This is a genomic window from Bifidobacterium stellenboschense, assembly GCF_000741785.1.
Taxonomy (GTDB): Bacteria; Actinomycetota; Actinomycetes; order Actinomycetales; family Bifidobacteriaceae; genus Bifidobacterium; species Bifidobacterium stellenboschense.
In genome coordinates this window covers 1-26,509 of the sequence record NZ_JGZP01000004.1, presented here as the reverse complement: position 1 = coordinate 26,509, position 26,509 = coordinate 1, and the positions used below count along the sequence as shown (strand labels likewise).

Here is a 26,509-nt window from a genome sequence, read left to right as displayed (position 1 = left end):
CTTCCCACATGAAGGGAAGGAGGACCCCGTCCCAAAAAGGCCGATGGCCGGCCGAAACCGTCAGACGGCGATGAAGACGCCGACCGCCACGGTCACGGTCACGAAAGCCGAGACTACTCCACGACGTTGTTCGGCACTTCGATGCCGTTGCCGAACTTGATGTCGCGGGCGGCGGCGACGCGGCTGGGCAGGCCGTAGATGTCGATGAAGCCGTTGGAGGACTTCTGGTCGAAGCTGTCGCCGGAATCGTAGGTGGCCAGGTTGTAGTCGTACAGCGAGGTGGCGGAGCGACGGCCCGTGACCACGGCGCGGCCGCCGTGCAGGGTCATGCGGATCTCACCGGACACGTACTTCTGCGTGTCCTCGATGAACGCGTTGAGCGAGGCCACGGCCGGGCTGAACCACTGCGCATCGTAGACCAGCTCACCCCAACGCTTGTCGATGTCGCGCTTGATGCGGTGCTGCTCGCGCTCCAGGCAGCAGTTCTCCAGCTCCTGGTGGGCGGTGATGAGCGCCACGGCGCCCGGGCACTCGTACAGCTCGCGGGACTTGATGCCGACCAGACGGTCCTCGATGAGGTCGATGCGGCCGATGCCCTGGGCGCCGGCGCGGCGGTTCATCTCCTCGATGGCCTGCAGCGGGGTGACGTCGCGGCCGTCGATCTTGACCGGGATGCCTTCCTTGAATTCGATGACGACCTCGTCCTCGACGGGCGGGAACGCCGGATCGTCCGTGTAGGAGTAGCAGTCCTTGGTCGGGCCGTTCCACGGATCCTCCAGGAAGCCGGTCTCGATGGCGCGGCCCCACACGTTCTGGTCGATGGAGTACGGGCTCTTCTCGGTCTGCACGATGGGCAGCTTGTGCTCCTTGGCGAACGCGATCTCCACGTCGCGGGTGAGCGCGAGGTCGCGAATCGGGCTGATGGCCTTCAGGGTCGGGTCGATGGAGGCGATGGACACCTCGAAGCGGACCTGGTCATTGCCCTTGCCGGTGCAGCCGTGGGAGATGGTGTCGGCGCCGAACTGGTGGGCAGCGCGCACGAGGTGCTTGGAGATGAGCGGACGGGAGATGGCGGAGACCAGCGGGTACACGCCCTCGTACATGGCGTTGGCCTTGAGGGCCTTCATGCAGTATTCGTTGGCGAATTCGTCGCGGGCGTCGACCACGTAGGCCTCGACGGCGCCGCAGGCGAGGGCGCGCTGCTTGATGGTTTCGAGGCTCTCGCCGCCCTGGCCGACGTCGAGGGACACGGCGACGACGTCCTTGCCGGTGCGCTCCTTGAGGTAGGAGATGGCGACGGAGGTGTCGAGGCCGCCGGAGTAGGCGAGCACGAGTCGATTGTTATCTGCCATGGAATGCCTTTCTTCAAAACAAACTGATGCAAGTATATACAGAAGTCTGTATATTTATGCACGGCGTGTCCAGCATGCGTACGCGGGGGTTGTGGGTGGGGCCACCGAAGACCACCCTCCGTCGCTGCGCGACACCTCCCGCCAGCGGGAGGACTCTCCGACTCCGTCCAAGGCCGCGCCACCACTGATCCGACACCTCCCGCCAGCGGGAGGACCAGTAGGTCACTTGGAGGCGAGGGCGAGGAGCCAGTCGGCGCGGGCGACGGCGGTGTCGTCGTCCTTGCAGATCGCCATCACCGTGTCGTCGCCGGCGATCGTGCCGAGCAGGCCGTCGATCGGCTGCTTGTCGATCACCGACGCGACGTACTGGGCGGCGCCGGACGGCGTGTGGATGACGATGAGGTTGCGGGCTGCCGCGACCGACGTGACGAGCCCGCTCAGCACGCGCGACATCTGCGCCTCCGCCTTGGCGGAGTCCGTCTGCTCCTCCCCCGCCGGATCATGCCCGACGGCGTAGGCCATCGTGCCGTCGGGCAGGCGCTTCTTGAACGCGTTCATCTCGTCGAGGTCGCGGCTCAGCGTCGCCTGCGTCACCGCGATACCCTCGTCGGCGAGAATCGACGACAACTGGGATTGCGAGGTGATGATGTGCGTGAGCAGCACCTCTTCGATGGCGCTCAGACGCGCGGCGCGCGTGGCCGGACGGTGGAGGGACGGACGCGTTTGACTCATGCGAGCAGGCTTTCGTCGCCACGCTGCTTGCCGACCAGCCAGGTGAGCAGCGCCTTCTGCGCGTGCAGACGGTTCTCGGCCTCGTCCCACACCACGGACTGCGGACCGTCGATCACCGAGGCGGTGACCTCCTTGCCACGGTAGGCGGGCAGGCAGTGCTGGAACAAGGCGTCCGGCTTGGCCAGCGCCATCAGCTCGTCGTTCACCTGGTAGTTCCAGAACGGCTTGGAACGGATTGCGTATTCGGCCTCCTCGCCCATGGAGACCCACGTGTCGGTGAACACGCAGTCGGCATCCTTGACGGCCTCCTTCGCGTCGGTGGTCACGAGGATGGAACCGCCGTTCTGAGCGGCGATGCGCTCGGCGTCGGCCACGATGTCCGGACGGGGCAGGTAGCCCTGCGGGCCGGCGACGCGCACGTGCATGCCGGCGACGGCACCGCCGAGCAGGTACGAGTTGGACATGTTGTTGGCCGCGTCGCCCACATAGGCGATGGTCTTGCCCTTGAGCGCGTCCACGCCGCCGCGGAACTGCGCGATGGTGAGGAAGTCGGCGAGGATCTGGCAGGGGTGGAAATCATCGGTCAGGGCGTTGACGACGGGGCAGGTGGCATGCGCGGCCATCTCCTCGACGCGGTCCTGGCCGAAGGTGCGCCACACGAGGCCGTAGGCCATGCGCGTGAGCACTTCGGTGGTGTCGCCGACCGGCTCGCCGCGGCCCAGCTGGGAACCGGACTTGTCGATGACGAGCGGGTAGCCGCCCAGCTCGGCCACACCGATGGAGAAGCTGGAACGGGTGCGGGTGGAGGGCTTGTCGAACAGCACGGCGACGGCCTGCGGGCCGGCGAACGGCTGACGGTAGAAGCGGTTCTCACGGAACTTCATGCCGAGTTCGAGGACCTGCTTCTGCTCCTCGTGGTTGAGGTCGTCGTCGCGCAGCATGTGGCGCAGTTCGGGGGTCATGGTGGTTGTCCTTTCGGGTGTGCGGGTGGCGGGCGGTTGCGGTCAGTCGTCGGGAAGGTCGCCGGGAACGGCCTTGAGGATGGCGAGCGCCTCGTCGATGTCCTTCTCGGAGACGATGAGCGGCGGGGCGAAACGCAGGGCGTCGGCGCGCACCGCGTTGACGATGAGGCCGCGTTCGAGGCACCAGTTCATCACGGCGTGGGCGCACGGGTGGGCGAGTTCGACGGCGTCGAGCAGGCCGCGGCCGCGCGTGGAGACGTACAGCGGGTTGCCGCCGGCCATGATGCCGTCGCGCAGCTGCCTGCCGCGCGCTTCGGCGTTGGCGACGAGGCCGTCCTCCTCGATCACGTCGAGCGTGGCGAGCGCCGCGGCAGCGCCGAGCGGGTTGCCGGCGAAGGTGGAGCCGTGGGAGCCAGGCGTGAACAGGGCGGAGAGCTTCTCGCCGAAGGCGATCATGCCGCCCATCGGGAAGCCTCCGGCCACGCCCTTGGCGAACGTGACCATGTCGGGCGTGATGCCGCCGGACAGGTCCTCGCGCTGGAACGCGAACCATGCGCCGGTGCGGCCGATGCCGGTCTGTACCTCGTCGATGATGAGCAGCGCGTGGTTGATGTCGCACATCTCGCGCACCTTCTTGACGTAGTCGGCGCCAAGAGGTTTGACGCCGGCTTCGCCCTGGATGAGCTCCATGATGACGGCGGCGACCGGGCCCTTGCCGTAGTGGCCGACGCCGGTCTCGCTGAACGCCTCGTAGAGGGAGAGCGGGTCGCCGGCGCGCACGAATTCGATGTTGGGCACGAGCGGGCCGAACGGCTTGCGGATGGCGGGCTTCCATGTGGCGGACAGCGCGCCGAGCGTGCGGCCGTGGAAGCCGTTGGTCAGGGCGATGATGCGCGCCGGCTTGCCGCCCATCGCGGGCGCGGCACCAGGCAGCGTGCGGCCGTACAGTTTGGCGAGCTTCAGTGCAGCCTCGTTGCCTTCCGCGCCGGAGTTGCCGAAGTACACGTGGGAGCCTTCGGGCGCGCCGGCCAGTTTGACGAGGCGCGCGGCGAGTTCGATCTGCGGCTCGGTGGCGAAGTAGTTGCTCACGTGCGCGACCTTCGCGGCCTGTTCGGCGACGGCCTTCACCCACTTGGGGTGCGCGTAGCCGATCGAGTTGACGGCGATGCCGCCGAGGAAGTCGAGGTATTCGTTGCCGTCGACGTCCCACACGCGGGCGCCCTGACCGTGGTCCATGACGCGCAGCGGCGTACCGAACACGTTCATGTGGACCTGGGAGTACTCCCCCAGCCACTGGGAATCCTTGGGGCCGAGCGGTTCCGGGACCGCGGCGGAAGTGGTGTTGTTCACGTCAGAAGACATAGGAGCTCCTCATTTCGATGCCGTCCTCGGGCACGACCATGGTGCCGATGCCGGCGGAGGTGAAAATCTCGTTCAGGATGGAGTGCGGCTTGCGGCCGTCGATGATGTGCGCCTGGGGCACGCCGCCGTCGATGGCGCGCACGCACGCCTCCATCTTCGGGCGCATGCCGGATTCGAGATCGGGCAGCATGTCACGCAGGTTCTCCACGCCGATGCGGCCGATCAGCGAGTTGCGGTCCGGCCAGTCGGCGTACAGGCCGTCCACGTCGGTGAGGATGACGAGCTTGTGCGCGCCGACGGCGGAGGCGAGCGCGGCGGCCGCGGAGTCGGCGTTCACGTTGAGCACTTCGGTGGCGTCGTCCTCGTTCGGCGCGACCGAGGAGACGACGGGGATGCGGCCCGCGTTGACGAGGTCCTCGACGGCGGAGGCGTCGACGGAGACGACGTCGCCGACGAGGCCGATGTCGGTGGGTTTGCCGTCGATGACGGGCCGGCGCTGCATGGCGGAGAACAGGCCACCGTCCTCACCGGAAAGCCCGACGGCGAGCGGGCCGTGCGCGTTGATGAGGCCGACGAGCTCACGCGACACCTTGCCGGTGAGCACCATGCGCACCACGTCCATCGCCTCGGGCGTGGTGACCCTCAGACCGCCCTTGAACTCGGACTTGATGCCGAGCGCCTTGAGCATCTGGGAAATCTGCGGCCCGCCGCCGTGCACGACGATCGGGTGCAGGCCCACCTGGCGCAGGAACACCATGTCCTCGGCGAAGCACTGCTTCAGGTGTTCGTCGATCATCGCGTTGCCGCCGTACTTGACGACGATGCGCTGGCCGGCGAACTCCTCGAGCCACGGCAGCGCCTCGATGAGCACTTCGGCCTTCTGGTCGGCGCGCAGGTCGGTGTGCACGTCGAAATGGAATCCGGGTCCCTTCAGTTCAGTAGACATGTTCTTCTTTCGTTTCTTGCCGCCCCCGCTGGCGGGGCTGTCATGCTCGGCATGACCGGGGGTGGTTCGCGGCGCCACCCTCAGTCCGACATCCGTCGGACAGCTCCCGCCCGCGGGAGCATGACTCTTGGGCTTTCAGCTTTCGTAGTCCGCGTTGATGTGGACGTATTCGTGGGTGAGGTCGTCGGTCCAGACGGTCGCCTCGGCGTCCCCGGCGTTCAGGTCGATGTCGATGTGGACCTCGCGCGGGGTCATGTCGACTTCGGAGCGGTCGCGTCCGGCGCCGCCGTTCTCGCAGATGCGCACGCCGTTGACGTCGACGGTCACCTTGTCGGACTCGTAGGGCGCGACTTCCGGCGGCACGGTGCCGAGCGAGGAGACGATGCGCCCCCAGTTCGGGTCGTTGCCGCTGATCGCGCACTTGAGCAGGTTGGAGGCGGCGACGGCGCGGCCGCAGGCGAGCGCCGCGTCCTCGGTGGTGGCGCCGGTGACGGTGATGCGGATGTCGTGGCTGGCGCCTTCGCCGTCGCCGATGATCTGGCGGGCGAGGGAGGCGCAGGCGTCTTTGACGAGCTTGTTGAACTCGTCCTTGTCGGGTTCGACGCCCGAGGCGCCGGAGGCGAGCAGGAGCACCGTGTCGTTGGTGGACATGCAGCCGTCCACGTCGATGCGGTTGAACGAGTGTTCGGTGGCGACGGCGAGCGCGGCCTGGAGCTGCCCGGCGGAGACGACGGCGTCGGTGGTGATGACGCACAGCATGGTGGCCAGCTGCGGGGCGATCATGCCGGAGCCCTTGACCATGCCGCCGATCCTCCAGCCATTGGAACCTTCGAGTTCGACGGTCTTGGGCTTGGTGTCGGTGGTCATGATGGCGTGGGAGGCGTCCGCGCCGGCTTCCGGCGTGGCGGCGAGCGCCGCGTGGGCGGCCTTCGCGCCGTCGAGCACGTGGTCGAGCGGCAGCAGTTCGCCGATGAGGCCGGTGGAGCACACGGCCACGTCGTCCGGTTCCGTGCCGACGAGCGCGGCGACGGTCTCGGCGGTGGCCTTGGACTGCGCGTAGCCTTCCGCTCCGGTGCACGCGTTGGCGCCGCCGGAGTTGAGGATCACGGCCTTGACGTGGCCGTCGGCGACGACCTTGCGCGACCACTGGACGGGCGCGGCGCAGAAACGGTTGGAGGTGAACACGCCGGCGGCCGCGTCGAGCGGGCCGTTGTTGACGACGAGTGCGAGATCCTTCTTGCCGGCGACGGCGGAGATGCCCGCCTCGACACCGGATGCGGCGAATCCTTGTGCGAATGTGACGCTCACGGGGCGACTCCGATCTTGGTCAGGCCCTGGTCTTCGGGAAGGCCGAGGGCGATGTTCAGGGACTGCACCGCCTGGCCGGCGGTGCCGCGGTTGAGGTTGTCGATGGCGGCGAAGGCGATGATGCGGCCGGCCTTGCGGTCGGTGACGACCTGGATGTGGGCGGCGTTCGAGCCGATGATGTTCGCCGTGGCGGGCAGGGTGCCTTCCGGCAGCAGCACCATGAAGTCCTGGTCTTCGTAGGCGTGGGCCCACACGTCGCGGATCGCCGCGTCGCTCAGGTGCTTCGCCTTGTCGGTCATCTTCGCGCTCACGCAGGCGAGGATGCCGCGCGACATGGGCGCGAGCACCGGCGTGAAGCCGAGCGTGAACCCGCTGGCGGCAGCGGCGTCGAGGCCGGCGGCGTGCGCGAGGTTCTGCAGGATCTCGGGGATGTGGCGGTGCGTGCCGCCCACGCCGTACGGCAGGGCGGAGCCGAACGCCTCGGCGGCGAGCAAGTTGGTGCGCTTGAGGTTCTTGCCGGCGCCGGAGTAGCCGACGACGAGATCGGCGACGATGTCCGTGTGCTCGACGAGGCCTTCGGCGACGCCGGGCTGCAGGGCCAGCGTGGTGGCGGTCACGTTGCAGCCGGGGCCGGCGATGCGCTTGGTTCCAGGCAATGCGGCGCGCTGGCGCGTGTACGAGCCGTCGGCGGCCTTGCCGGTGATGAGCTCGGGCATGCCGTAGGTCCAATGCTCGTAGAAGTCGCCGCCGTAGAACTCGTCCCACGCGCTTTGCTCTTCGAGACGGTGGTCGGCGCCGAGGTCGACGACGACCGCGTCCGGGTCGAGCTGGGACGCCAGCTTGCCGGAGGCTCCGTGCGGCAGCGCGAGGATGATCACGTCATGGCCGTTCAGGACTTCGGGGGTGGTGTCTTCGACGGTCAGATCCGCCAGCTGCGGGATGTGCGGCATGTGCTTGCCGAGCTTGTCCCCCACCGAGGAGTGGCCCGCCACGCAGGTCACCTCGAACGCGGGATGGGCGGCCAGAATGCGCAGCGCCTCGCCTCCCGCATAACCCGTGGCACCCGCCACGGCCACCGTGTATTTCGCCATATCACGTCCTTCACTTCATGGGCAATACCCACGAGCATACATACCTATGCAGACTATTGCATAATTATGTAATCACGTGTCGAGACGGCACATGGACGGCGAGGCGCACCTCACCGTCATCGTTCACGCGATTGGCGTGGTCACGTGGTCATCGTGTCGCCGGAACCGGAACCTCCGCCGACCATATTGAGCATCTGGTTGGTGAGGTCGGTCACGTCGACGCCGTTGACCCACATCCAGATCTGCACCGCGGTGGTGATGAGGTTGATGACGATCGCGGCGATGGCGAGCCCGCGGCCCTTCATATGGAAGGTGCCGGTGCGCCACACGGAGATGACGCCCATGATGGTCGGCAGCAGGGGCACGCTGAAGACGAGCGCGAACACGAAGGCGATGATCGCGTAGGAGTCCCAGCGCCCGTACAGCGGGTTCTGATTGGGGTCGTTCACGTCGATGCCGTAGAAGTAGCGCGGCGTATGACCGTCGTTCGCACCGTTGCCCGGGGCCGTTGGATTCCCGTTCGACGCGTACGGACCGTTCGACGCGTAGGGGCCGTTCTGCGGATACGGGCCGTTCGGCCCCTGCTGTCCGTACGGTCCTTGCTGTCCGTACTGTCCCTGCGGCCCGCCGTACGGGCCGTTCTGCCCGTATCCGCCGGGATACGCCGCGCCCGGCGTACGCTGGGGCATCCGCTGTTGCGACGTCTGCGCGGACTCCCCCGCATCGTCCTTCTGCGGCTCGGGGTCGGGCGCACCATAGAGATACGGATTGTAGTTCGGACCGAACTGGCTCAGCATCGCGCCGTAGTCGGGCTGCGCGTATTGGCCGTACTGCGGCTGGGACTGGGGGCGCGGGGATTGCCCCGGCGCCGTCTGAACCCCCGATGGCGGCTGCGACGGTGTCTCCCCGGATACGACGGGACCCGGTGAGCCCGCGCCCGGTGCGACGCCGTTCCCTCCCGTCTGCTGTGCGGGATCGTTCGGCTGCTGTCCGGGTGCGCTCATCGGGTCCTCCTCGTGTTGCACCTTATGTTAACTTATGTCGTTTCGCTTTCGGCCCAGCGGTTCAGGCGCGCAGCTGCGCGCCGAGCTCCGCGGCCTTGTCGACGATGGCCTTGCGGATCGCCTCGCTGTCTTCGGCGGACAGGGTCTTGTCGGGCGAACGGAACACCACCGCGAAGGCGAGGGACTTCTTGCCCTCACCGACCTGCTCGCCGGTGAACACGTCGAACAGTTCGATGGATTCGAGGTTCGCGCCGGCGGCCTCACGCACCACGTCTTCGAGCTGGGCGGCGGTCACCGTGTCGTCCACGGTGAAGGCGAGATCCTGCTTGACGGGTGGGAACGTGGAGATCGGCTTGGCCTGCACCGGCTTGCCGTCGAGCGTGGCGAACAGCGCGGTGAGGTTCAGCTCGAACGCGGCGGAGTGCTCGGGGAAGCCGAGCGCCTCGTTGACGTGCGGGTGAAGCTCGCCGACGAAGCCGACGAACGTGCCGGCGGCGTTCACGCGGGCGAAGCGGCCCGGATGCCACTGGGCGGGCACGTCGGCGGCGGCCGGCTGCTCCAGCTCGATGGCGGCGCCGAGACGGTCGGCGATGCGATGCACGGCCTCGACCGCGTCGGACCAGTCGACCGGGCGCTTGCCGCCCAGCCAGCCGGTGTTCTCGGCGAGACCGGTCAGGATGCCGGCCACATGGTCGGGCTGGTCGGGCAGGCCGGCGTCGAGCGCGGCGAGCTGCTCCGGCGTGGGCTTCACGCCGCCGGGCAGGGCCGGGATGGCGGGCGCGTCCGGGTTCCACAGGTACACGTGGCCGAGCTCGTAGAGCGACACGTTCTCGATGCCGCGGCGGATGTTGCGCTGCACGGTCGCGGCGAGCGTGGGCAGGATGTGGCGACGCAGGTACGGGCGGTCGCCGTACAGCGGGTTCGCGATCTCGACGCTGACCTTCTTGGTGGCCTCAGCGTCGTAGCCGAACGCCTTGTAGTCGTTGTCGCCCACGAACGGGTAGCTCAGGGCCTCCACCATGCCGTATTCGGCGAGCTCGTCGGCGACGCGGCGACGGCGCAGCTGGTCGGCGGTCAGGCCGACCTCGCCCTTGACCGGCGCCGGCGGCACGGTAACGGGAATCTCGTCGTAGCCGACGAGGCGCGCGACCTCCTCGACCAGATCGCACGGCTCGTTCAGATCCGGACGCCAGGTGGGCGGGGTGACGGAGAACTCGCCGTTGCCGCCGCCGGCCACAGTGCAGCCGATGTCAGTGAGGATGTCGGAAATGGCGTTCACGCCGGTGTCGAGACCGGCGACGCGCTTGACCTCCGTGGCCTTGAAGTGGATGGCCTTGCGGCGGTGCGTGTTGTTCACGTCGGTCGGCTTCTCGCTGGCCTCGCCGTCGCCGTACTTGATGAGCAGGTCGGCGGCCATCTGCGCGGCGGCCGGCTGCAGCTGGTAGTCGACGCCGCGTTCGAAGCGGCGAGACGCCTCGGACGGGATCTTGTGGCGGCGGGCGGAACGCGCGATGGACACCTGATCGAAGTGCGCGGCTTCGAGCAGGATGTTCTTCGTCTCCGCGGTCACCTCGCCGTACAGGCCGCCCATCACGCCGGCGAGACCGATGATGCGCGAGGCTCGCTGGCCGTTCGGCGAATCGGTGATGAGCAGGTCCTCGGGGCTGAGCTCATGCTCCTTGCCGTCGAGGGTGACGAGCTTCTCGCCCTCGTTCGCGCGGCGCACGACGATCGGGCCTTCGAGCTTGTCCAGATCGTAGGCGTGCATCGGCTGGCCGAGGTCGAGCATCACGTAGTTGGTGACGTCCACGGCGAGCGAGATGGAGCGCACGCCGGCGCGGATGAGTCGGCGGCGCATCCAGTTCGGCGTGCGCGAGGTCGGGTCGAAGCCGCGGATGGCGCGCGCATAGTAGCGGTCGCAGCCGGGCACGCCGTGGATCGGGTTGTTGTCGTCGATCTCGACCTGCACGTCCGGCACGGTGCCGGAGGCCTCGCCGGCGGCGACGGGCACGCGGGCGTTGAGCTCCTTGACCGGGTCCGTGTACGCGGCGCCGGTGGAGTGGTGGTATTCGCGGGCCACGCCGCGGTAGGACAGCGTGTAACCGCGGTCCGGCGTGATGTTGATCTCCAGCAGCGGCTGGTCGAGGTGCAGCAGGTGCATCGCGTCGTCGCCGGGCTTCAAAGCCTCGTACTCCTCGGGCGTGAAGCCGTAGTGGCGCAGCAGGATGATGCCGTTGTGGTCGTCGCCGAGGCCGAGCTCGCGCTCGGAGGCGCACATGCCGTTGGAGATGTGGCCATACGTCTTGCGCGGCTCGATGCGGAAGTCGCCGGGCAGGACGGCGCCCGGCAGGGTCACGACGACCTTCTCGCCGGCGGCCATGTTCGGCGCGCCGCAGATGATGCCGCGCGGCACCTTGTTGCCGTTCTCGTCGGTCTCGTTGTATTCGTCGCCGACGTCGACATGGCACCAGTTGATGATCTTGCCGTTCTTCTGCGGCTCCGGCGTGGCATCGACCACGTAGCCGACGACGATCGGGCCGGTCACCTGGGAGGCGTGGATCTCCTCCTCCTCAAGGCCGACCTTGACCAGGTCCTTGGCGAGCTGCTCGTAGGTGAGGTCGGACGGAACCTCGACGTGCTCCTTGAGCCAATCGATATCAACCATAGGCATGGGTAATCACTCCCCCATCACAAACTGTTCGGCGAAACGCACGTCGCCCTCGACGAGGTCGTGCATGTCGTTGATGTCGGAACGCAGCAGCAGCGTGCGCTCCATGCCCACGCCGAACGCGAAGCCGGTGTATTCGTTCGGGTCGATGCCCGCGGACTTGAGCACGTTCGGGTTGACCATGCCGCAGCCGCCCCATTCGAGCCAGCCCGGGCCGCCCTTCTTGTCGGGGAACCACAGGTCGAGCTCGGCGCTCGGCTCGGTGAACGGGAAGTAGCTCGGGCGCAGGCGGGTCTTGGCCTCCGGACCGAACATGGCGACGGCGAGCTTGTCGAGCACGCCCTTGAGGTCGGCCATGGTCAGGTGCTTGTCGACGGCGAGCGCCTCGCACTGGTGGAACACCGGGGTGTGGGTGGCGTCGAGCTCGTCGGTGCGGAACACGCGGCCCGGGGAGGCGATGTACAGCGGCACGCCGCGCGACAGCAGGGCGCGCACCTGGTCGGACGAGGTCTGCGTGCGCACGACCATGTTGGAGCCGACGAAGCCGGCGGCGTCCTTCGCCTGGTTGCCTTTCACGTAGAAGGTGTCCTGCATCTGGCGGGCCGGATGGTCCGGGCCGAAGTTGAGGGCGTCGAAGTTGTACCATTCGGCCTCCACTTCGGGGCCGGCGGAGATCTGCCATCCCATGGAGATGAAGAAGTCCTCGACGTCCTCCATGAGCTTGGCGAGCGGGTGGCGCGCGCCGAGCGGCTTGCGCGCGACCGGCAGCGTCATGTCGACGGTCTCGGCGGCGAGCGCGGCGGCCTCGGCGGCCTCCTTGAGCTCCTTCTCCTTGGGGCCGTAGGCGCGGCCGAAGTCGGCGCGCAGCTTGCCCATGAGCTTGCCGGCGTCCTTCTTCTGGTCCTTGGGCAGTGCCCCGATGGCCTTGCTGGCCTGCGTCATCGCCGAGTCGGCTCCGGCGTATTCGCTCTTGATGGCCTTCAATTCCTCCAGCGTGGAGGCGTTCTGGATTTTCGCGATGCCTTCGGCGACCGCATCGGTCACCGTTTGCGCATCGAATAGCGCTTCTGCCACGAGCACCCTTTCCTTTATATCTGCTTCACTGACGTGCATTGCACGTGGGGAAACACGCGAAAACGCACGTTTCCCAAGCGTTGTCCAACATCACATTGTCACGGTATGACTCGACATGGCCGCCCGGTTCCATCACGTGGTCGCGGAACCGCCGGCACGCGGCCGGCGTATGGCCGGCATGCGACCGGCAGGCGGCTGTGCGGCTCAGCGCCCGCTCATGGCGAGGCTCATGAGCATGACCGCGGCGGACGTGCCGAGGTTCAGCGATTCGGCCTTGCCGTACAGCGGAATCGACACGATGCGGTCCATGCGTTCGAGGATGGCGGAGGGCAGTCCCCTCGCCTCGTTGCCGAACAGCACGGCGTCGCCGCGCGCGCCGTTCGCGCCACGCGTCTCGCGCGTCCTGGCCGCGTCCGACGCGCGTTCGGCGAGCATGTCGGGCAACGGTTCGGGCTTGCGTTCCGACGTGCCGTACACGTCGGCGGCGACGGTGGCGAGATCGTCGCGTTCCATCCACTTGAGGAACGTGCCGGTGTCCATGCGCAGCACGGGGATGTGGAACAGGGAGCCGGCGGTCGAACGGATGACCTTCGGGTTCAGCGGGTCCACGCACTCGTCGACGAACACGACCGCGTCGCATCCGGCGGCGTCGGCGGCGCGGATCACGGTGCCCGCGTTGCCCGGGTCGCGCACCTGCCAGAACGCGGCGATGAGCGGGCGTTCGGAGAGGCGGACGGCGGAGATCTCCGTGTGGAGCGTCTCGATGTCTCCCACGGCGACGATGCCCTGCGCGTCCTTGCTGATCTTGGCCATCACCTCGCGCGTGACGTGATGCACGTAGATCGGCGTCTTTCGGGATTCCTGCGACTTGTCGACGATCGCGGCGAGCGTGTCGGACAGATACGGTTCGCCGTCGGGATCGACGTCGATCGCGACGTACAGGTCGCTCACCACGTCGGGACGCCATGTGACGGCCTCGCGCACGGACTGCGGGCCTTCGATGAGGAAGCGGCCGGAGCGTTCGCGGCCGGCCGGGCGCGCGAGTCCGGCGACGCGCTTGATTCGGTCGGATTTCGGATTGTCGATCACTGCATGGTTGATGGGCATGCCCTCCACCCTACCGTCACGCCTACCGCGCCACGGCACCGGGCTCCGAGCCGCGACCGTCGGCAACGCAAGCGGATTCCAATGATCGCACCGCCATATGCCACGCGCTCCCGCACATGCCTAGGAGATGCCTTCGGATGCAAAATCGGCTTCACCGCCGGTGTGTTTTAGCAAGTTGGTGTCCGCCGAACAAACATTGAAGCAATACACGCCGGTTGTGGAGTCGGCGGAGGCCATGTCGTTCTTAAGAGCCCCAATGACAAGCCGGTGTCCGATGAGACACTGGTGGGGGCGGCTGTTACCTATAGAGGAGGGAACGTCACCTATACGGCTGACCACCTAGGTGCGATTGTCGGGACCCCTGTCGGTCCGAGGATAAGCACTTGCGAAGAGAACCGGACATGTGATGCCAGTTTCCTTTCGCTGGCGAATGCACACGAGAACCATTCCGCCCACATGCTGACGAATTTATGCCTCAGCCGGTCTCTTATGAACCATACCGGTCATATGATGGCTGCATTGTTTCACGGGGACGGATATGAGCGAAACGATTCACCTGCAGAATGACCGATCCGTTTCGCGACGGATCTTAATGCTCATGGGCGTTACATGCCACGGGCCTAGAAGGCGAATGACACATGCCCATGCAGTACATCACCGGTTTTTACAATGAGAATCACAATCTCTTCAGTATCAAATTCACTTGGAGTAAGAAATGAAACACAACTCCGAACTCGACAACCAAATCAAACTCTTTTTCGGCTTCGACGAGGATTCCGTATCCCGTAAGGAATATCAAACGATGGAGGAACATACTGCATGTTTAGTGGATGAATATGGTTGGGACGCCGTCAGACAGGCGTTCTTCCGTTACGTGCAGGCCGAATGCAAAACCTCGGACGACATCGCTCGGGTCGGATTCCGCTATGAGTTCCTCGGCTGGAACAAAAAAGCGATTCCCGACCCGTACGAATTCCTCGGCTACCTCTACTACAAGGCCGGATTCAGAAAAGCCTCACCCGATGCTGCACATGCCCTCGACGACCTGTGCATCACCGTCTTGCCCGCATCCGGCTACCCGGAGGCGAACATCTATTACCATCCCTATTACGCGGCGGAGGCCGACCCCAAGATGATCGACGCCGTCGAACGCTGGCGTCAACGCGAAACCGGCGAAGAGACACCGAAATAACCGTGTCCAAGTTGCACACATTCACTGTGCGTCTGACCCGACGGCCCCTCGGCACGAACCTGTTCCAGGTTGGAACAAGTTGACCTATCAAGCTCGTCATCCTACTGGCGTGTCGCAGTACGACGAACCGCATTGCGGACCGGAACATCACGCAGACGGCTCACATGCAATATCGAACGCGAGCAGTCGCCACCGAAGCCGGAGTCCGTCGTCATAATCTTGTTCCTCTACCCAGGTTCTTCTGATTCTCGGCGTCACGCTGCTGCATGGCGAAGATGCGCTTCTGCATTTCGATTTCTGCGCGGAGCTGCTCCTCCGTGGGCAGGTAGAGCTTGTATTTCGCCGCGAACAGCTGGTCGCTGTCATGAAGGACCGAATATCGGGCGATGTCCTCGCTAGTTTCGGAGCACAATACGATGCCAAGCGTCGGATTGTCTCCCGGCCCGCGCATCCGCTCGTCGTACATGCGCACGTACATGTCCATCTGTCCTACATCCTGATGGGTGATTCGGGTGGTTTTCAGATCGATCAGCACGAAGCATTTCAGCATGTAGTTGTAGAACACCAAATCGATGTAGTAGTCGTTCTCATCCGTGTGGATGCGCTGTTGCCGCGCCACGAACGCATATCCTTTGCCCAGTTCCAACAGGAACTTCTGCAGGTTCGCGAGAATGCTGGATTCCAGTTTGAATTCGGTGAAATCCGTTTTGGGGTCGAGTCCCAGATATTCGGCCACCACCGGGTTCTTGATGAACTCCAGTTTGTCCTGCTGGTACGGCTCGGTCTTGGATTCCATCTCGCGCCGCACACGATCGGGATGCTGAGACAGCAGCATCCGCTCATAGTATTGCGTGTCGATGTTCCGGTCCAATGTGCGCGAGCTCCAGTTCTGAGCCAACGCTTCATGTTCATACCAATCGCGTGCTTTGGCATCGGTGACGCGGAGCAGGCTGCGGTAATGCGTCCACGTCAGCAGACCGGATTGTGAACGCAGTGCGTTCACAATCTTCGGGAAAGCACGGTAGAACTGCACGCAGTAGTACAGTGTCCGCCGATTCAATCCCTTATACCCGGCCGCCGCAATGTCCTCCGACAACCGCCGAATCAACTGCTCGCCGTAGTCGGCACGATCCGCCTCTTTTAGCTCCTCGACCGCGATGCGCCGGCCAATCAGCCAGTTGCGCCATACCATGGAGACGTTCACCGCGCGATAAACAGATTGCTGGGCGGATTCCACGATGCGAATCGCATCCGCGCTCACATCCTCCGTCTCAACATATGCGATGGACTCGGACGAGGCACCTTCTCCGCTTATGGCGGTCATTGCCGTTCCGGCCCGCATAGCACCATGCTCACTCATCGTCCACCTTCCATCCGAAATGCCGAATCGACTTGTCCACTTACGAACGAGTCTACGAATCGGACCGGCGACCGGAACAGGTATACCGGTTTTGATTCCCCACCGGCGTGTCGCAGTACGACGAACCACATTCGGACCGGAGCGCCACCCGGATCGCGCCCGCGATCACGCGCCTTGGAAGGAGAAGTGCCAGTTGCCGGTGGCGACGGCGACGCCGAGCGCGATGAACGGGATCACGAAGCAAATCGCGCAGAACACCGCGTCAATCGGATGCAGCCGCGAGACACGCGCCGCCGAACGCGGGCCTTCGCCGCCGAAGCCGCGCGCCTCCATCGCGGTGGCGAGCTTCGTGGCGCGACGAATCGACAGGACCAACAGCCCGAACGCCTGCGAGAACGCACGCTGGATCGCATTGCCGTCGCCGAGTCCGCGCGAGCGGCGCGACAATCCCAACGCACGCCAATCATCCTGCAATAGCGTGAACATGCGCATGCCGGCGAGGCCGCCATACACGAACCGGGGCGAAAGGTGCAGGATCTGCACGAGGCCGTCGGCCAGGTCGGTCGGATCAAGGCCGAGCGCGAGCACCACGCCGGGCACGGCGATGGCGAGCACGCGCAGGAACGTGGCGCATGCGAGGTACACGGAGCCTTCGGACACGACGATCCAACCGGCGGTCCACAGGATCTCGCCGGACGTGCGGCCGTACAGGAGCACGGAGATGAAGCCGCCGACCGCGGCAATCCACACCGGCCACGTGCTGCGGCAGATGCGGATCGGGTCGACGCCGCCGATCCACAGCAGCGCGACCTCGAGTCCCAACGCCACGGACGCGGAAACCACGTCGAGGCTCACGAACATCGGGATGCACAGGAGCAGCGCGCCGATGATGCGCGTCACCGGGTTCACCTTCGCGATGAACCACGAGGGCGACGCGGGCCGCGCCGGCTCCTTGCGCGCGCTCGGCGGCGTGACGACGACGCGGTCGACCACCCTCCGGCGCTCCGCGCCACCTCCCGCCAGCGGGAGGGAGATGGCGGACGTGCTTGAATCGTTTCCCATGGGTCACTCCCCTGCGAATCCGAACATGATGCGACGCGCGTCGAGCGCCCTGACGAGCGCCTCGTCGTGCGTGACGATGATGACCGCGGAACCCTGGTCGCGCACCTTGGCGATGAGGTCGACCATCTCGGTCCACGTGGTGAAGTCCTGGCCGAAGGTCGGCTCGTCCATGACGAGAATCTTCGGCGCACCGGCCAGCATGGAGGCGACGGACAGTCGCCGCTTCTCGCCGCCGGACAGCGTGTACGGGTTGGCTTTGGCGAACCGCGAGAGGTTCATCCGTTCGAGCATTTTGTCGGCAGTCGCGTACGCGCGCGTCTCGTCGGCGCCCATCGACTTCGGTCCGATGGCAACCTCGTCGCGTACGAGCGCCGCGGCGAACTGGTGTTCCGGCTCCTGAAAGACCATGCCGATGCGGCCGAGCAGTTCGCGGCTCCTCCACTTGTCCGGCTCGTCGCCGCGCGCGCCTTCGGCGATGTCGGCGCGCACGCGCACATGCCCGGCGAGCGGCTTGAGGAGTCCGGCGAGCGTCAGCGCGAGCGTGGATTTTCCGGCGCCGTTCGGCCCCATCAGGGCCGTCACCTCGCCGGCGAAGAATTCGAGATTGATGTGCTCGCCGAGCGGGAATCCGCGGCCGAAGCTCAAATCCTCGGTAGCGAGCGCGGGTTCGCGGTGGTCGTCACGCGTTCCGGCGGCACCGGCCTCTCCGGCCGCGTCGCCGTCCGCGCGCACGCGCGCCGGCGCACGGTCCGGGATCGCGCGTCCCGGCACCCATGCGCCGCCTCGCGCAAGCAGATCGCCGTACTCGCCGAACACCTCATCCGGTCTTCCGTCGGCGATGACGCCGCCCACGTGCGAATCCGGGTCGGGATGGCCGATGACGATGACGCGGTCGATCAGGTCCATCCACACGTCGATGTGGTGTTCGACGACGACCATGGTCTGCCCAGTGCGTTCGAGCACGTCGCGCACCGCGTCGTGCACTTCGCGCACGCCTTCCGGATCGAGGTTGGCGGTCGGCTCGTCGAGCAGCAGGAGCCCCGGCTGCATGGCGAGCACGCCGGCGAGCGCGAGACGCTGCCGCTGTCCGCCGGACAGGTGGCGCGTGGACCGGTCGAGGTCGATGTCCTTCAGGCCGACCAGGTCGAGTGATTCGCGCACGCGCCGCCACGTCTCGTCGCGCGGGACGGCGAGGTTCTCGCAGCCGAAGGCCGCGTCGTCGCCCACACGTTCGAGGATGATCTGCGAATCCGGGTCCTGCAGCACGAGGCCGGCCTTGCCGCGGGCGATGCCGGCTTCGACGCCGTCGATGGTGAGCGAGCCTTCCTGCTCGCCCTCGTCGGATCCGCCGAGCACGCCGGCCAGTCCGGCCATGAGCGTGCTTTTGCCCGCCCCGGAGGCGCCGAGGAGCAGCACGTGCTCCCCGGGGCGGATGTCGAAATCGAGCCCGCGCAGGGCGAAGTCCTTGCGCGTGGCGTGACGCCATCCCCAATCCTTCGCCTCGACGCGGGCGGGCGTGATGCGCATCAGACGCGCGCCTCGGCGCGGCCGGAGGCGAAGCGGTCGAGCACGCCGGTGGCGGCGATCGCCTTGTGCAGCGCCCACATGAGCGCGCCGGCGATGATGACGCCGGAAATAATGGAGCCGACGAGGTACCAGCTGACGCGCATCGCGTTCCAGCCGGGGTTGGTCATCCAGTAGTAGGCCCAGCAGGCGACGCCGGCGAGCGCGCCGGACAGGATGGTGGTGCCGATGTTCCACTGCTTCCACGCGAAGATCGCGAAGGCGATTTCGGCGGCGAGGCCCTGCATGATGCCGACGATGAGCGAGCCGCCGACGCCCCACTGGTTGCCGAGCGTGAGCTCGAGGAACGCGGCGAGGGTCTCGGCGAAGAGGGCGGCGCCCGGCTTGCGCACGATGATGGCGGCGAGCGGGCCGGCGAACAGCCAGAATCCGTTGAGCAGGCCTTCGAAGCCGGGGGTGACGGCTTCGAACAGGGCGAGCGGGGCGGCGCAGACGACGTCCCAGCCCCAGAAGATGACACCGGATGCGACGGCGATGATGGCGGCGACGACGATGTCGACGACGCGCCACTTGTAGTTGGTCTTGGCGACGGTTTCGGCCATGATGATGTGCCTTTCTCTCTTGCTTCCTTCGAAGGCACGGGTGGAGGACAGTTCCGTGGTCGGCATTGCCCGTCCACGTTCCATCGGTCGGGACCCGTTGCGGTCCCCTCTCAGCCGCCTTCGAGCGGCTCCCGTGTCAGCCCTCCACCATAAACGACCGAACCGACGAAATCAAGGGTTCGTCTCTCCCCCACCCGGCTTCGCCGGGAGCCCCCTCGTCAGAGGGGGCTGTGACGGATTGTCGCCGTCGAGCGTGGCGCCCGCTCACCTGCCGAGCTTGTCGAGCAGGAGGGCTTCGGTGATGACGTTGTTCTTCAGGCCGGACAGCGAGATGGACTCGTTGGGGCTGTGCGCGTTGGCCTTCGGATCCTCCGGGCCGGTGACGAGCACCTGCGCCGAGGGGAAGATGCGCTGCAGTTCGGGGATGAACGGGATGGAGCCGCCTTCGCCCTTGTTGATGGGGGCGACGCCGAACGCCTGCTCCATCGCTTCGAGCGCGTCCTTGGTGGCGACCGCGTCCGGGTCCATGCCCCAGCCCATGCCGTTCTCCAGCTTGGTCACCTCGACCTCGGCGCCGAACGGCGCGTGGGTTTCAAGGTACGTGGCGAGCGCGTCCTGCGCCTCTTCGGGGCGCTGGTTCGGCGCGGTGCGCAGGGACAGGCGGAAGCGGGTCTCGGGGCTGATCACGTTGAACGAGCCGTTGACCGGGTGCGCGTCGAAGCCGATGACGGTCAGGCTCGGCTTGGTCCACAGGCGCGAGGCGAGCGAGCCGGTGCCGGCGAGCGTGTAGGAGTCGACGACACCGGCGTCGGCGCGCACGGACGCCTCGTCGAGGTCTCGCTGGAGTCCGCCGATTGGCTCCTCGGCTGCGACGCCGGGCACGGCGAGGTCGCCGTTCGCGTCGTACAGGGAGGCGATGAGCATCGCGGCGAGCGTGTTCGAGTCGAGGATCGGGCCGCCGTACTGTCCGGAGTGGACCGGGTGCTTCAATCCGCGCACGGTCACGTCGACGCAGGTGTTGCCGCGAAGCGAGGTGGTCAGGGACGGGATGTCCGCCGACCAGTTGCCGGAGTCGGCGACGATGATCACGTCGGATTCGAACTCGCTCTTATGCGCCTCGATGAACGGGATGAAGCTCGGGGAGCCCATCTCCTCCTCGCCTTCGATGAACACCTTGACGTTGACCTTGAGGTCATCCCCGAGCGCCTTCAGCGCGCCGGAGTGGATGGCGATGCCGCCGCCGTCGTCGGCCGAGCCGCGGCCGTAGAGTCGGCCGTCGATCTCGGTGCCGACGAACGGGTCGGTGTTCCACGCGGACGCGTCCGGCACGGGCTGCACGTCGTGGTGCGCGTAGAGGAGCACGGTGGGCGCGGACTCGTCGACGATGCGCGAGCCGATGACCTCCCACGCGCCGGGCGTGCCGTCCGGGTTCGAGGACTGGACGACCTTCGCGTCGACGCCGACCTCGCGCAGCTGGTCGGCGACGAATTCGGCGGAACGCTTCATGTGTTCGCCGGTGATGCCTTCCGCGGACACGGACTTCAAGGCGATCTTGCGGTTGAGGACGTCTACGATGCGCGTCCAGTCGGATTCCACGCGGGCGCGGACCTCGTCCACGGTGAGCTGGGCCATGTGCCTCTCCTTATATATAGGTGTCTATAGATGTCATGTGGTCGCGCATGGGCGGCGATCCAAAACGAGACCGGCCCTCCGGCCTTGTTTTGGTGCCGTTTCGCCGTTCTGCGCGCGTCTAGACGTCACCGTAACCTGCAAGCATGACATGGAACCCGTTGAAGAAGAAGGAATCCGCGCAGGAGCCGGTCGAGGAAGCGGCCGAACAGCCTGCGAAGCCGGTGAGGAAGGACCGCACGAAGAACGCGCCCACCCCGAAGATGAAGCAGGCGCAGGCCGCCGGCGTGCGTCCGCTGGTGCCGACCGACCGCAAGGCGAGCGCGAAGGCCGCGAAGGCGAAGATGCGCGAGCGTGAGAACGCCGAATACGAGGCGATGCAGAAGGGCGACATCAACCACATGCCGAAGGCGGAGCGCCTGCCGTGGCGCATCTACATCCGCGACTACGTGGACGCCCGCTTCAACATCGGCGAGTTCTTCATCCCGGTCGCGTTCGTGATCCTCATCGCCTCGATGATCATCACGTCCGTCGCGCAGAACCAGACCGCTTCGATGATCATGATGCTGCTCATGTACGCGTACCTGATCGCGGTGGTCATCGACGTGTGGCTCATGTGGCGCAAGCTCAAGAAGAAGCTCGTCGCCAAGTACGGCGAACGCGCCGTGGCGAAGGGCTCGCGTTCCGCGTCCTACGCGTGGAGCCGCGCCATCCAGATGCGCCGCTGGAGGCTTCCGAAGCCGCGCGAGCCGAAGCGCGGCCACTTCCCGGAATGATATGCACCCGACGGACTGACGAGGGGTGGATGGGCTGATGCCCGTCCACCCCTCATTGTTGTTGTCTACCCCTCAGTCGGCTTTCGCCGACAGCTCCCCTGCAAGGGGAGCCAAGTGAGTGCGGCTATCATGGGCGGCATGAACGGAATCAACGAATCATTCGACATCGCGATCATCGGCGCGGGACCCGGCGGCTATTCGGCGGCGTTGCGCGCGGCGGAACTCGGCAAGTCCGTCGCCCTCATCGAACGGGACGCGACGCTCGGCGGCACATGCCTCAACCGCGGGTGCATCCCGTCGAAGGCGCTCATCACCGCCACGCACACCATCGACACCGTGCACCGTGCGGCCGAGCTCGGCGTGCAGGCGCACGTGGACGGCATCGACTACGGCACGCTGCGAGACTACCGCAGGCATGTGGTCGAGACGATGACGGGCGGACTTGCGGCCCTGCTCGCGCATCGCGGCGTCACCGTGTTCCACGGCGCGGCCACGGATCTGCGCGAGGTCGCCGGAACCGCCGACGCCGCGGCCGGCGCGAACCTCGCCGTGACCGTCGCCGGAGACCCGGTCGAACGATTCCGCAAGGCCCAGGCCGCCGAGCCGTTGGCCCCGACCGTCGTCATCGAGGCGGGCGACGTGATCCTCGCTACCGGCGCCGAACCGCGCCCGCTGCCCGGCATCCCGTTCGCCGGCGCGCTCATCGACTCCACGCAGGCGCTGGAACTCGACGAGTTCCCCGCCTCCGCGGTCATCGTCGGCGCGGGCGCGGTCGCCGTCGAATTCGCGTCCATGTGGAACGCGGCCGGCGTGGACGTGACGCTCCTCATCCGCAAGGACCGCGTGCTGTCCGGCTGGAACCGGCGCACCGCCACGACCCTGACGCGCGAACTGGCGCGTCAGGGCGTGAAGGTCGTCAAAGGCACTGCCGTCACGCGCGTCGAGACCGGCGCGAACCTCGGCGCGACCGTCCACTACACGTGCGACAGCGGCGACGCCGATCACGAGGCGTACGGCGAGATCGTGCTCGCCGCGATCGGACGCGACCCGAACACGCGGTTCGACTGGCTCGCGCGCGCCGGCGTCACGCTCGACGACCACGGCTATGTCGCGTGCGACGCGCTCGGGCGCACGCACGCGCCGCACGTGTGGGCGGTGGGCGACATCGTCGCCGGACACGCGCTCGCGCATCGCGCGTTCGAACAGGGCGTGACGGTCGCCGAGGCGATCGCCGGACTCGACCCGAAGCCGGTGGACGAGACCACCGTGCCGCAGATCGTGTTCTCCCACCCGGAAGCGGCGTGCGTGGGACTGACCGGCCAGGAGGCGACCGCCGACCCGAATCTCAACAACGTCAAGGAAACCGCGTATCCGATGCTCGGCAACGCGCGCATGCTGATGAGCGGCGTCGGCGGGGCGATGACGGTCGTCAGCGGCGAACGCGCGGACCGGCCGGACGTGCCGGTCGTGCTCGGCGTGCACATCGTCGCGCCGGTCGCCTCGGACCTGATCGCCGAGGCGGAGCAGCTCGTCGGCAACCGGGTGCCGCTCGCCGAGGCGGCGCGGCTCATCCACCCGCATCCCACGTTCAGCGAGACGCTCGGCGAGGCGCTGCTCAAGGCGGACGGGCGTCCGCTGCACACGCGCTGACCGCGCGCCGACCACACACCGACCACGCACTGACCACGTGTCCCGGAAACACGCCACGCCCCGGGGCACGCATGCTGGTAGAATCAACGGCCAGTATGCGCAAATCCGACTCCAAGCGAGGGAAGAATGGCTGACAAGGACGAGAAGAAGCCCAAGAAGAACAGCACGATCAAGCAGATCATCCAGATCTTCAAGTTCACCTACAAGGACGACAAGCAGCTGCCGTGGCTGTGCGGCGGCGCGTTCGTCGCCCCGATCGTGCTGGCTGTGATCCTCGGCCTCGTGATGAAGTGGATGTGGCTCACCTGGATTCTCACCATCATCGCCGCCGTCATGCTCGGCATCCTGCTCGGCACGATGGTGCTCACCAACCGCGCGGACAAGGTCGGCTACAAGCAGCTGGAAGGCCGTCCGGGCGCGGCGGTCAGCGTGCTGAGCAACATGACCAAGGCCGGCTTCACCTTCCCGGAGCAGCCCGTGTGGGTGGACGCCCGCACCAAGGACGCCATCTGGCGCGGCACCGGCTACAACGGCATCTATCTGCTCGGCGAGGGCGGCCACGACCGCATCAAGCGTCAGATGGACCGTCAGGAGCATGAGATCAAGGGCGTGACCGCCGGCTCCTCCATCCCCGTCTACCGCATCATCATGGGCGACGGTTCCAACGGCACCACGCGCCTGCGTGACCTGCGCAAGACCATCACCCGCAAGAAGAGCTACGTGCCGACCAACCACTCCAACAAGCTCATGGCGTCGATCCATCCGCGCCGCCGTTTCATCCTCACCAAGGAGGAGCTGGCCATCCTCAACGACCGTCTGCGCACCCTGCAGGCGAAACGCGGCTACGGCATCCCGAAGGGCGTCGACCCGAACCGCATGCAGAAGGTCAGCCGTCGCGCGATGCGCGGACGCTGACGCCTCGCGGCGCTTCCCGAGCCGTATGAGGACCCCGATCGTCACCGGCGATCGGGGTCCTCGCGTATCCGGACGACCGCGGGTCCGCCGCACGACGCCGGCCGTCCGCGTTTCCACCGTCCGCGTTCCGGACAGGACGACGCCGGCCGCCGCTCCCCCGCACGCCCGGCGAACCGCGCCAACGCAACGATTAACGGCTTCCGTTACCTGTCCCGAAACATTCTCGTAACCGAAGTTTCGAGCGCGCGAAACGCACGTTCCTATGCTTTAGTCCTGTAAATCATTTCGATAAAAGGAGCGATCGTGGCTGAGAACAAGATCTTCGCCCATACGCCGGAAGAGGCCGAAGCCCTCATCAACAAGGAAGGCGTCGAGTACGTCTCCGTCCGTTTCACCGATCTGATCGGCGTGCAGCAGCACTTCACCGTTCCGGTCAGCGAGTTCCTGGACAACGCATTCACCGACGGCATGCCGTTCGACGGCTCGTCCGTGCAGGGCTTCCAGGCCATCAACGAGTCCGACATGAAGCTGGTCCCGGACGTGACCACCGCCTTCATCGACCCGTTCCGCAAGCACAAGACCCTGGACGTTTCCTTCTCCATCGTCGACCCGCTGACCGATGAGCCGTACTCCCGCGACCCGCGTCAGGTCGCCGGCAAGGCCGAGGCCTACCTGAAGTCCACCGGCATCGCCGACACCGCGTCCTTCGCCCCGGAGGCCGAGTTCTTCATCTTCGACAAGGTCCGTTACGAGAACTCCGCGCAGCGCTCCTTCTACGAGGTGGACTCCATCGAGGCCCCGTGGAACACCGGCGTCGACACCGAAGAGGACGGCACCCCGAACATCGGCTTCAAGAACCGCGTCAAGCGCGGCTACTTCCCGGTTCCGCCGATCGACCACAACCAGGATCTGCGCGACGACATGGTCGCCAACCTGCAGAAGGTCGGCCTGCAGCTCGAGCGTTCCCACCACGAGGTGGCGGGCGCCGGCCAGCAGGAGATCAACTACCGCTTCAACACGCTGCAGCACGCCGGCGACGACCTGATGAAGTACAAGTACGTCGTCCACGAGACCGCCGCCCTCGCCGGCAAGTCCGTGACCTTCATGCCGAAGCCGATCGCCGGCGACAACGGCACCGGCATGCACTGCCACCAGTCCCTGTGGAAGGACGGCAAGCCGCTGTTCTACGATGAGCAGGGCTACGGCGGCCTGTCCGACATCGCCCGCTGGTACATCGGCGGTCTCATCAAGCACTCCTCCGCGGTCGTCGCGTTCACGAACCCGTCGCTGAACTCCTTCCACCGTCTGGTCCCGGGCTTCGAGGCCCCGGTCTCGCTGGTCTACTCGGCCCGCAACCGTTCCGCCGCCATCCGCATCCCGCTGGCCGGCACCTCCCCCGCCTCCAAGCGCATCGAGTTCCGCGCCCCGGATCCGTCCTGCAACCCGTTCCTCGCCTTCTCCGCCCAGATGATGGCCGGCCTCGACGGCATCCTGAACCACATCGAGCCGCCGGCTCCGGTCGACAAGGACCTCTACGAGCTGCCGCCGGAAGAGCACGCGAACATCAAGCAGGTGCCGAGCTCCCTCGGCGAGGCGCTGAACGCCCTTGAGGAGGACAACGACTTCCTCACCGCCGGCGATGTGTTCACCCCGGATCTCATCGAGACCTGGATCGAGCTGAAGCGCGACGAGATCGACCAGGCCCGTCTGGCCCCGACCCCGCTCGAGTACGAGCTCTACTACCACATCTGAGTTGTAACGCTCGGAAACCGTGGCCTTGGAAAGCCCCGCGAAGCATGCACATGCCTTCGCGGGGCTTTCCCCGTATCCGCGCACCCCGTTCACATCCCGTTCGCTGGAATATACATCCGGATGTATGGGCTTACGTCGTTTTCGGCGGTACGATGGACATGTACACGACCCGTGAAACGCATGGTGGCGTGTCAACGGGCACATACCGGTTCCGCGGTCCCATCCGACGGCGGACCGAAACCAAGCAGAAGGGAAATGACAGATGACCGACAACAATCAGGCTCCCCAGCCGCAGAATCCTTACGGACAACCCGAGTACGGCGCGCCCGCCTCGCAGACGCCACAGTACGGAACCCCCGCCCCGGCACCTCAGTACGGCGCCCCGGCTCCCGCGGCCCCCGCCGCCCCCGCATATGGCCAGCCCGCGCCCGCAGGCTACGG

At 66.5% G+C, this 26,509-nt stretch carries 21 protein-coding genes; 5 read left to right on the top strand and 16 right to left on the bottom strand.

Annotation, left to right across the window (positions count from 1 at the left end):
* Positions 1-113 precede the first annotated feature (113 nt).
* The 11 genes from BSTEL_RS01465 to BSTEL_RS01415 all read right to left on the bottom strand — a co-directional run bounded on the left by BSTEL_RS01465 (position 114) and on the right by BSTEL_RS01415 (position 13,606).
* On the bottom strand, positions 114-1,352 hold the full coding sequence (locus BSTEL_RS01465; protein WP_034526280.1) for an argininosuccinate synthase: 1,239 nt from the start codon (positions 1,350-1,352) through the stop codon (positions 114-116).
* A gap of 222 nt (positions 1,353-1,574) precedes the next feature.
* Positions 1,575-2,084, bottom strand: a complete 510-nt coding sequence (locus BSTEL_RS01460) for an arginine repressor (RefSeq protein WP_034526278.1) — start codon at positions 2,082-2,084, stop codon at positions 1,575-1,577.
* On the bottom strand, positions 2,081-3,046 hold the full coding sequence (gene argF / locus BSTEL_RS01455; protein WP_034526277.1) for an ornithine carbamoyltransferase: 966 nt from the start codon (positions 3,044-3,046) through the stop codon (positions 2,081-2,083). The genes BSTEL_RS01460 and argF overlap by 4 nt, the downstream gene beginning before the upstream one ends.
* A gap of 42 nt (positions 3,047-3,088) precedes the next feature.
* Positions 3,089-4,408 (bottom strand): acetylornithine transaminase, encoded by a 1,320-nt coding sequence (locus tag BSTEL_RS01450; RefSeq protein ID WP_051922746.1) that lies wholly within the window; start codon positions 4,406-4,408, stop codon positions 3,089-3,091.
* Positions 4,398-5,354: an acetylglutamate kinase gene (gene argB, locus BSTEL_RS01445; protein ID WP_034526273.1), complete on the bottom strand. Its 957-nt coding sequence runs from the start codon at positions 5,352-5,354 to the stop codon at positions 4,398-4,400. The genes BSTEL_RS01450 and argB overlap by 11 nt, the downstream gene beginning before the upstream one ends.
* A gap of 135 nt (positions 5,355-5,489) precedes the next feature.
* Positions 5,490-6,662: a bifunctional glutamate N-acetyltransferase/amino-acid acetyltransferase ArgJ gene (argJ, locus tag BSTEL_RS01440; protein ID WP_034526271.1), complete on the bottom strand. Its 1,173-nt coding sequence runs from the start codon at positions 6,660-6,662 to the stop codon at positions 5,490-5,492.
* Positions 6,659-7,753, bottom strand: coding sequence for an N-acetyl-gamma-glutamyl-phosphate reductase (argC, locus tag BSTEL_RS01435; protein WP_034526269.1), 1,095 nt, complete (start codon positions 7,751-7,753; stop codon positions 6,659-6,661). The genes argJ and argC overlap by 4 nt, the downstream gene beginning before the upstream one ends.
* Positions 7,754-7,893: 140 nt before the next feature.
* Positions 7,894-8,757, bottom strand: coding sequence for a hypothetical protein (locus tag BSTEL_RS01430; RefSeq protein ID WP_034526268.1), 864 nt, complete (start codon positions 8,755-8,757; stop codon positions 7,894-7,896).
* 61 nt (positions 8,758-8,818) lie between these two features.
* Entirely contained in the window at positions 8,819-11,428 is a 2,610-nt protein-coding gene (gene pheT / locus BSTEL_RS01425; RefSeq protein WP_034526266.1) for a phenylalanine--tRNA ligase subunit beta, read from the bottom strand.
* Positions 11,429-11,434: 6 nt separating this feature from the next.
* Complete coding sequence (gene pheS / locus BSTEL_RS01420) at positions 11,435-12,538, bottom strand: phenylalanine--tRNA ligase subunit alpha (RefSeq protein WP_051922744.1); 1,104 nt, start codon at positions 12,536-12,538, stop codon at positions 11,435-11,437.
* 165 nt (positions 12,539-12,703) lie between these two features.
* Positions 12,704-13,606, bottom strand: coding sequence for a TrmH family RNA methyltransferase (locus BSTEL_RS01415; RefSeq protein ID WP_034526263.1), 903 nt, complete (start codon positions 13,604-13,606; stop codon positions 12,704-12,706).
* A 715-nt stretch (positions 13,607-14,321) separates the two neighbouring features.
* On the opposite strand from BSTEL_RS01415, the gene BSTEL_RS01410 reads away from it, so the two are divergent.
* Entirely contained in the window at positions 14,322-14,798 is a 477-nt protein-coding gene (locus BSTEL_RS01410; RefSeq protein WP_156963113.1) for a hypothetical protein, read from the top strand.
* A gap of 211 nt (positions 14,799-15,009) precedes the next feature.
* Here the strand turns inward: BSTEL_RS01410 and BSTEL_RS01405 are convergent, their stop codons facing one another.
* From BSTEL_RS01405 to BSTEL_RS01385, 5 genes are all read right to left on the bottom strand, one after another.
* Positions 15,010-16,158: a PDDEXK nuclease domain-containing protein gene (locus BSTEL_RS01405; protein WP_202962061.1), complete on the bottom strand. Its 1,149-nt coding sequence runs from the start codon at positions 16,156-16,158 to the stop codon at positions 15,010-15,012.
* Positions 16,159-16,323: 165 nt separating this feature from the next.
* Positions 16,324-17,151 (bottom strand): energy-coupling factor transporter transmembrane component T family protein, encoded by an 828-nt coding sequence (locus BSTEL_RS01400; protein ID WP_034526259.1) that lies wholly within the window; start codon positions 17,149-17,151, stop codon positions 16,324-16,326.
* Between the two features lie 72 nt (positions 17,152-17,223).
* Positions 17,224-18,747 (bottom strand): ABC transporter ATP-binding protein, encoded by a 1,524-nt coding sequence (locus BSTEL_RS01395; RefSeq protein WP_034526257.1) that lies wholly within the window; start codon positions 18,745-18,747, stop codon positions 17,224-17,226.
* Entirely contained in the window at positions 18,747-19,346 is a 600-nt protein-coding gene (locus BSTEL_RS01390) for an ECF transporter S component (protein ID WP_034526515.1), read from the bottom strand. The genes BSTEL_RS01395 and BSTEL_RS01390 overlap by 1 nt, the downstream gene beginning before the upstream one ends.
* 264 nt (positions 19,347-19,610) lie before the next feature.
* Positions 19,611-20,978 carry a dipeptidase gene (locus BSTEL_RS01385; protein WP_034526255.1) on the bottom strand — a complete coding sequence of 456 codons (1,368 nt, stop codon included), beginning with the start codon at positions 20,976-20,978 and terminating at the stop codon, positions 19,611-19,613.
* Between the two features lie 143 nt (positions 20,979-21,121).
* On the opposite strand from BSTEL_RS01385, the gene BSTEL_RS01380 reads away from it, so the two are divergent.
* From BSTEL_RS01380 to glnA, 4 genes are all read left to right on the top strand, one after another.
* Entirely contained in the window at positions 21,122-21,751 is a 630-nt protein-coding gene (locus BSTEL_RS01380; protein ID WP_034526253.1) for a DUF3043 domain-containing protein, read from the top strand.
* Positions 21,752-21,898: 147 nt separating this feature from the next.
* A complete protein-coding gene (locus tag BSTEL_RS01375; RefSeq protein ID WP_034526512.1) occupies positions 21,899-23,401 on the top strand; it encodes a dihydrolipoyl dehydrogenase family protein in 1,503 nt (500 codons plus the stop codon).
* A gap of 126 nt (positions 23,402-23,527) precedes the next feature.
* Complete coding sequence (locus tag BSTEL_RS01370; RefSeq protein ID WP_034526249.1) at positions 23,528-24,316, top strand: DUF4191 domain-containing protein; 789 nt, start codon at positions 23,528-23,530, stop codon at positions 24,314-24,316.
* 303 nt (positions 24,317-24,619) lie between these two features.
* Positions 24,620-26,068: a type I glutamate--ammonia ligase gene (glnA, locus tag BSTEL_RS01365; RefSeq protein WP_051922743.1), complete on the top strand. Its 1,449-nt coding sequence runs from the start codon at positions 24,620-24,622 to the stop codon at positions 26,066-26,068.
* Positions 26,069-26,509: the final 441 nt, after the last annotated feature.

What these genes read in the sequence shown, in the direction of transcription:
- pheT (WP_034526266.1), bottom strand. Translation starts at nt 11,428, where the DNA reads ATGCCTATGGTTGATATCGATTGGCTCAAGGAGCACGTCGAGGTTCCG.
- argC (WP_034526269.1), bottom strand. Translation starts at nt 7,753, where the DNA reads ATGGCGAAATACACGGTGGCCGTGGCGGGTGCCACGGGTTATGCGGGA.
- BSTEL_RS01450 (WP_051922746.1), bottom strand. Translation starts at nt 4,408, where the DNA reads ATGTCTTCTGACGTGAACAACACCACTTCCGCCGCGGTCCCGGAACCG.
- argF (WP_034526277.1), bottom strand. Translation starts at nt 3,046, where the DNA reads ATGACCCCCGAACTGCGCCACATGCTGCGCGACGACGACCTCAACCAC.
- argB (WP_034526273.1), bottom strand. Translation starts at nt 5,354, where the DNA reads ATGTCTACTGAACTGAAGGGACCCGGATTCCATTTCGACGTGCACACC.
- BSTEL_RS01410 (WP_156963113.1), top strand. Translation starts at nt 14,322, where the DNA reads ATGAAACACAACTCCGAACTCGACAACCAAATCAAACTCTTTTTCGGC.
- BSTEL_RS01460 (WP_034526278.1), bottom strand. Translation starts at nt 2,084, where the DNA reads ATGAGTCAAACGCGTCCGTCCCTCCACCGTCCGGCCACGCGCGCCGCG.
- BSTEL_RS01405 (WP_202962061.1), bottom strand. Translation starts at nt 16,158, where the DNA reads ATGAGTGAGCATGGTGCTATGCGGGCCGGAACGGCAATGACCGCCATA.
- BSTEL_RS01465 (WP_034526280.1), bottom strand. Translation starts at nt 1,352, where the DNA reads ATGGCAGATAACAATCGACTCGTGCTCGCCTACTCCGGCGGCCTCGAC.
- BSTEL_RS01390 (WP_034526515.1), bottom strand. Translation starts at nt 19,346, where the DNA reads ATGGCCGAAACCGTCGCCAAGACCAACTACAAGTGGCGCGTCGTCGAC.
- BSTEL_RS01395 (WP_034526257.1), bottom strand. Translation starts at nt 18,747, where the DNA reads ATGCGCATCACGCCCGCCCGCGTCGAGGCGAAGGATTGGGGATGGCGT.
- BSTEL_RS01430 (WP_034526268.1), bottom strand. Translation starts at nt 8,757, where the DNA reads ATGAGCGCACCCGGACAGCAGCCGAACGATCCCGCACAGCAGACGGGA.
- BSTEL_RS01385 (WP_034526255.1), bottom strand. Translation starts at nt 20,978, where the DNA reads ATGGCCCAGCTCACCGTGGACGAGGTCCGCGCCCGCGTGGAATCCGAC.
- BSTEL_RS01370 (WP_034526249.1), top strand. Translation starts at nt 23,528, where the DNA reads ATGGCTGACAAGGACGAGAAGAAGCCCAAGAAGAACAGCACGATCAAG.
- BSTEL_RS01415 (WP_034526263.1), bottom strand. Translation starts at nt 13,606, where the DNA reads ATGCCCATCAACCATGCAGTGATCGACAATCCGAAATCCGACCGAATC.
- BSTEL_RS01380 (WP_034526253.1), top strand. Translation starts at nt 21,122, where the DNA reads ATGACATGGAACCCGTTGAAGAAGAAGGAATCCGCGCAGGAGCCGGTC.
- pheS (WP_051922744.1), bottom strand. Translation starts at nt 12,538, where the DNA reads ATGCACGTCAGTGAAGCAGATATAAAGGAAAGGGTGCTCGTGGCAGAA.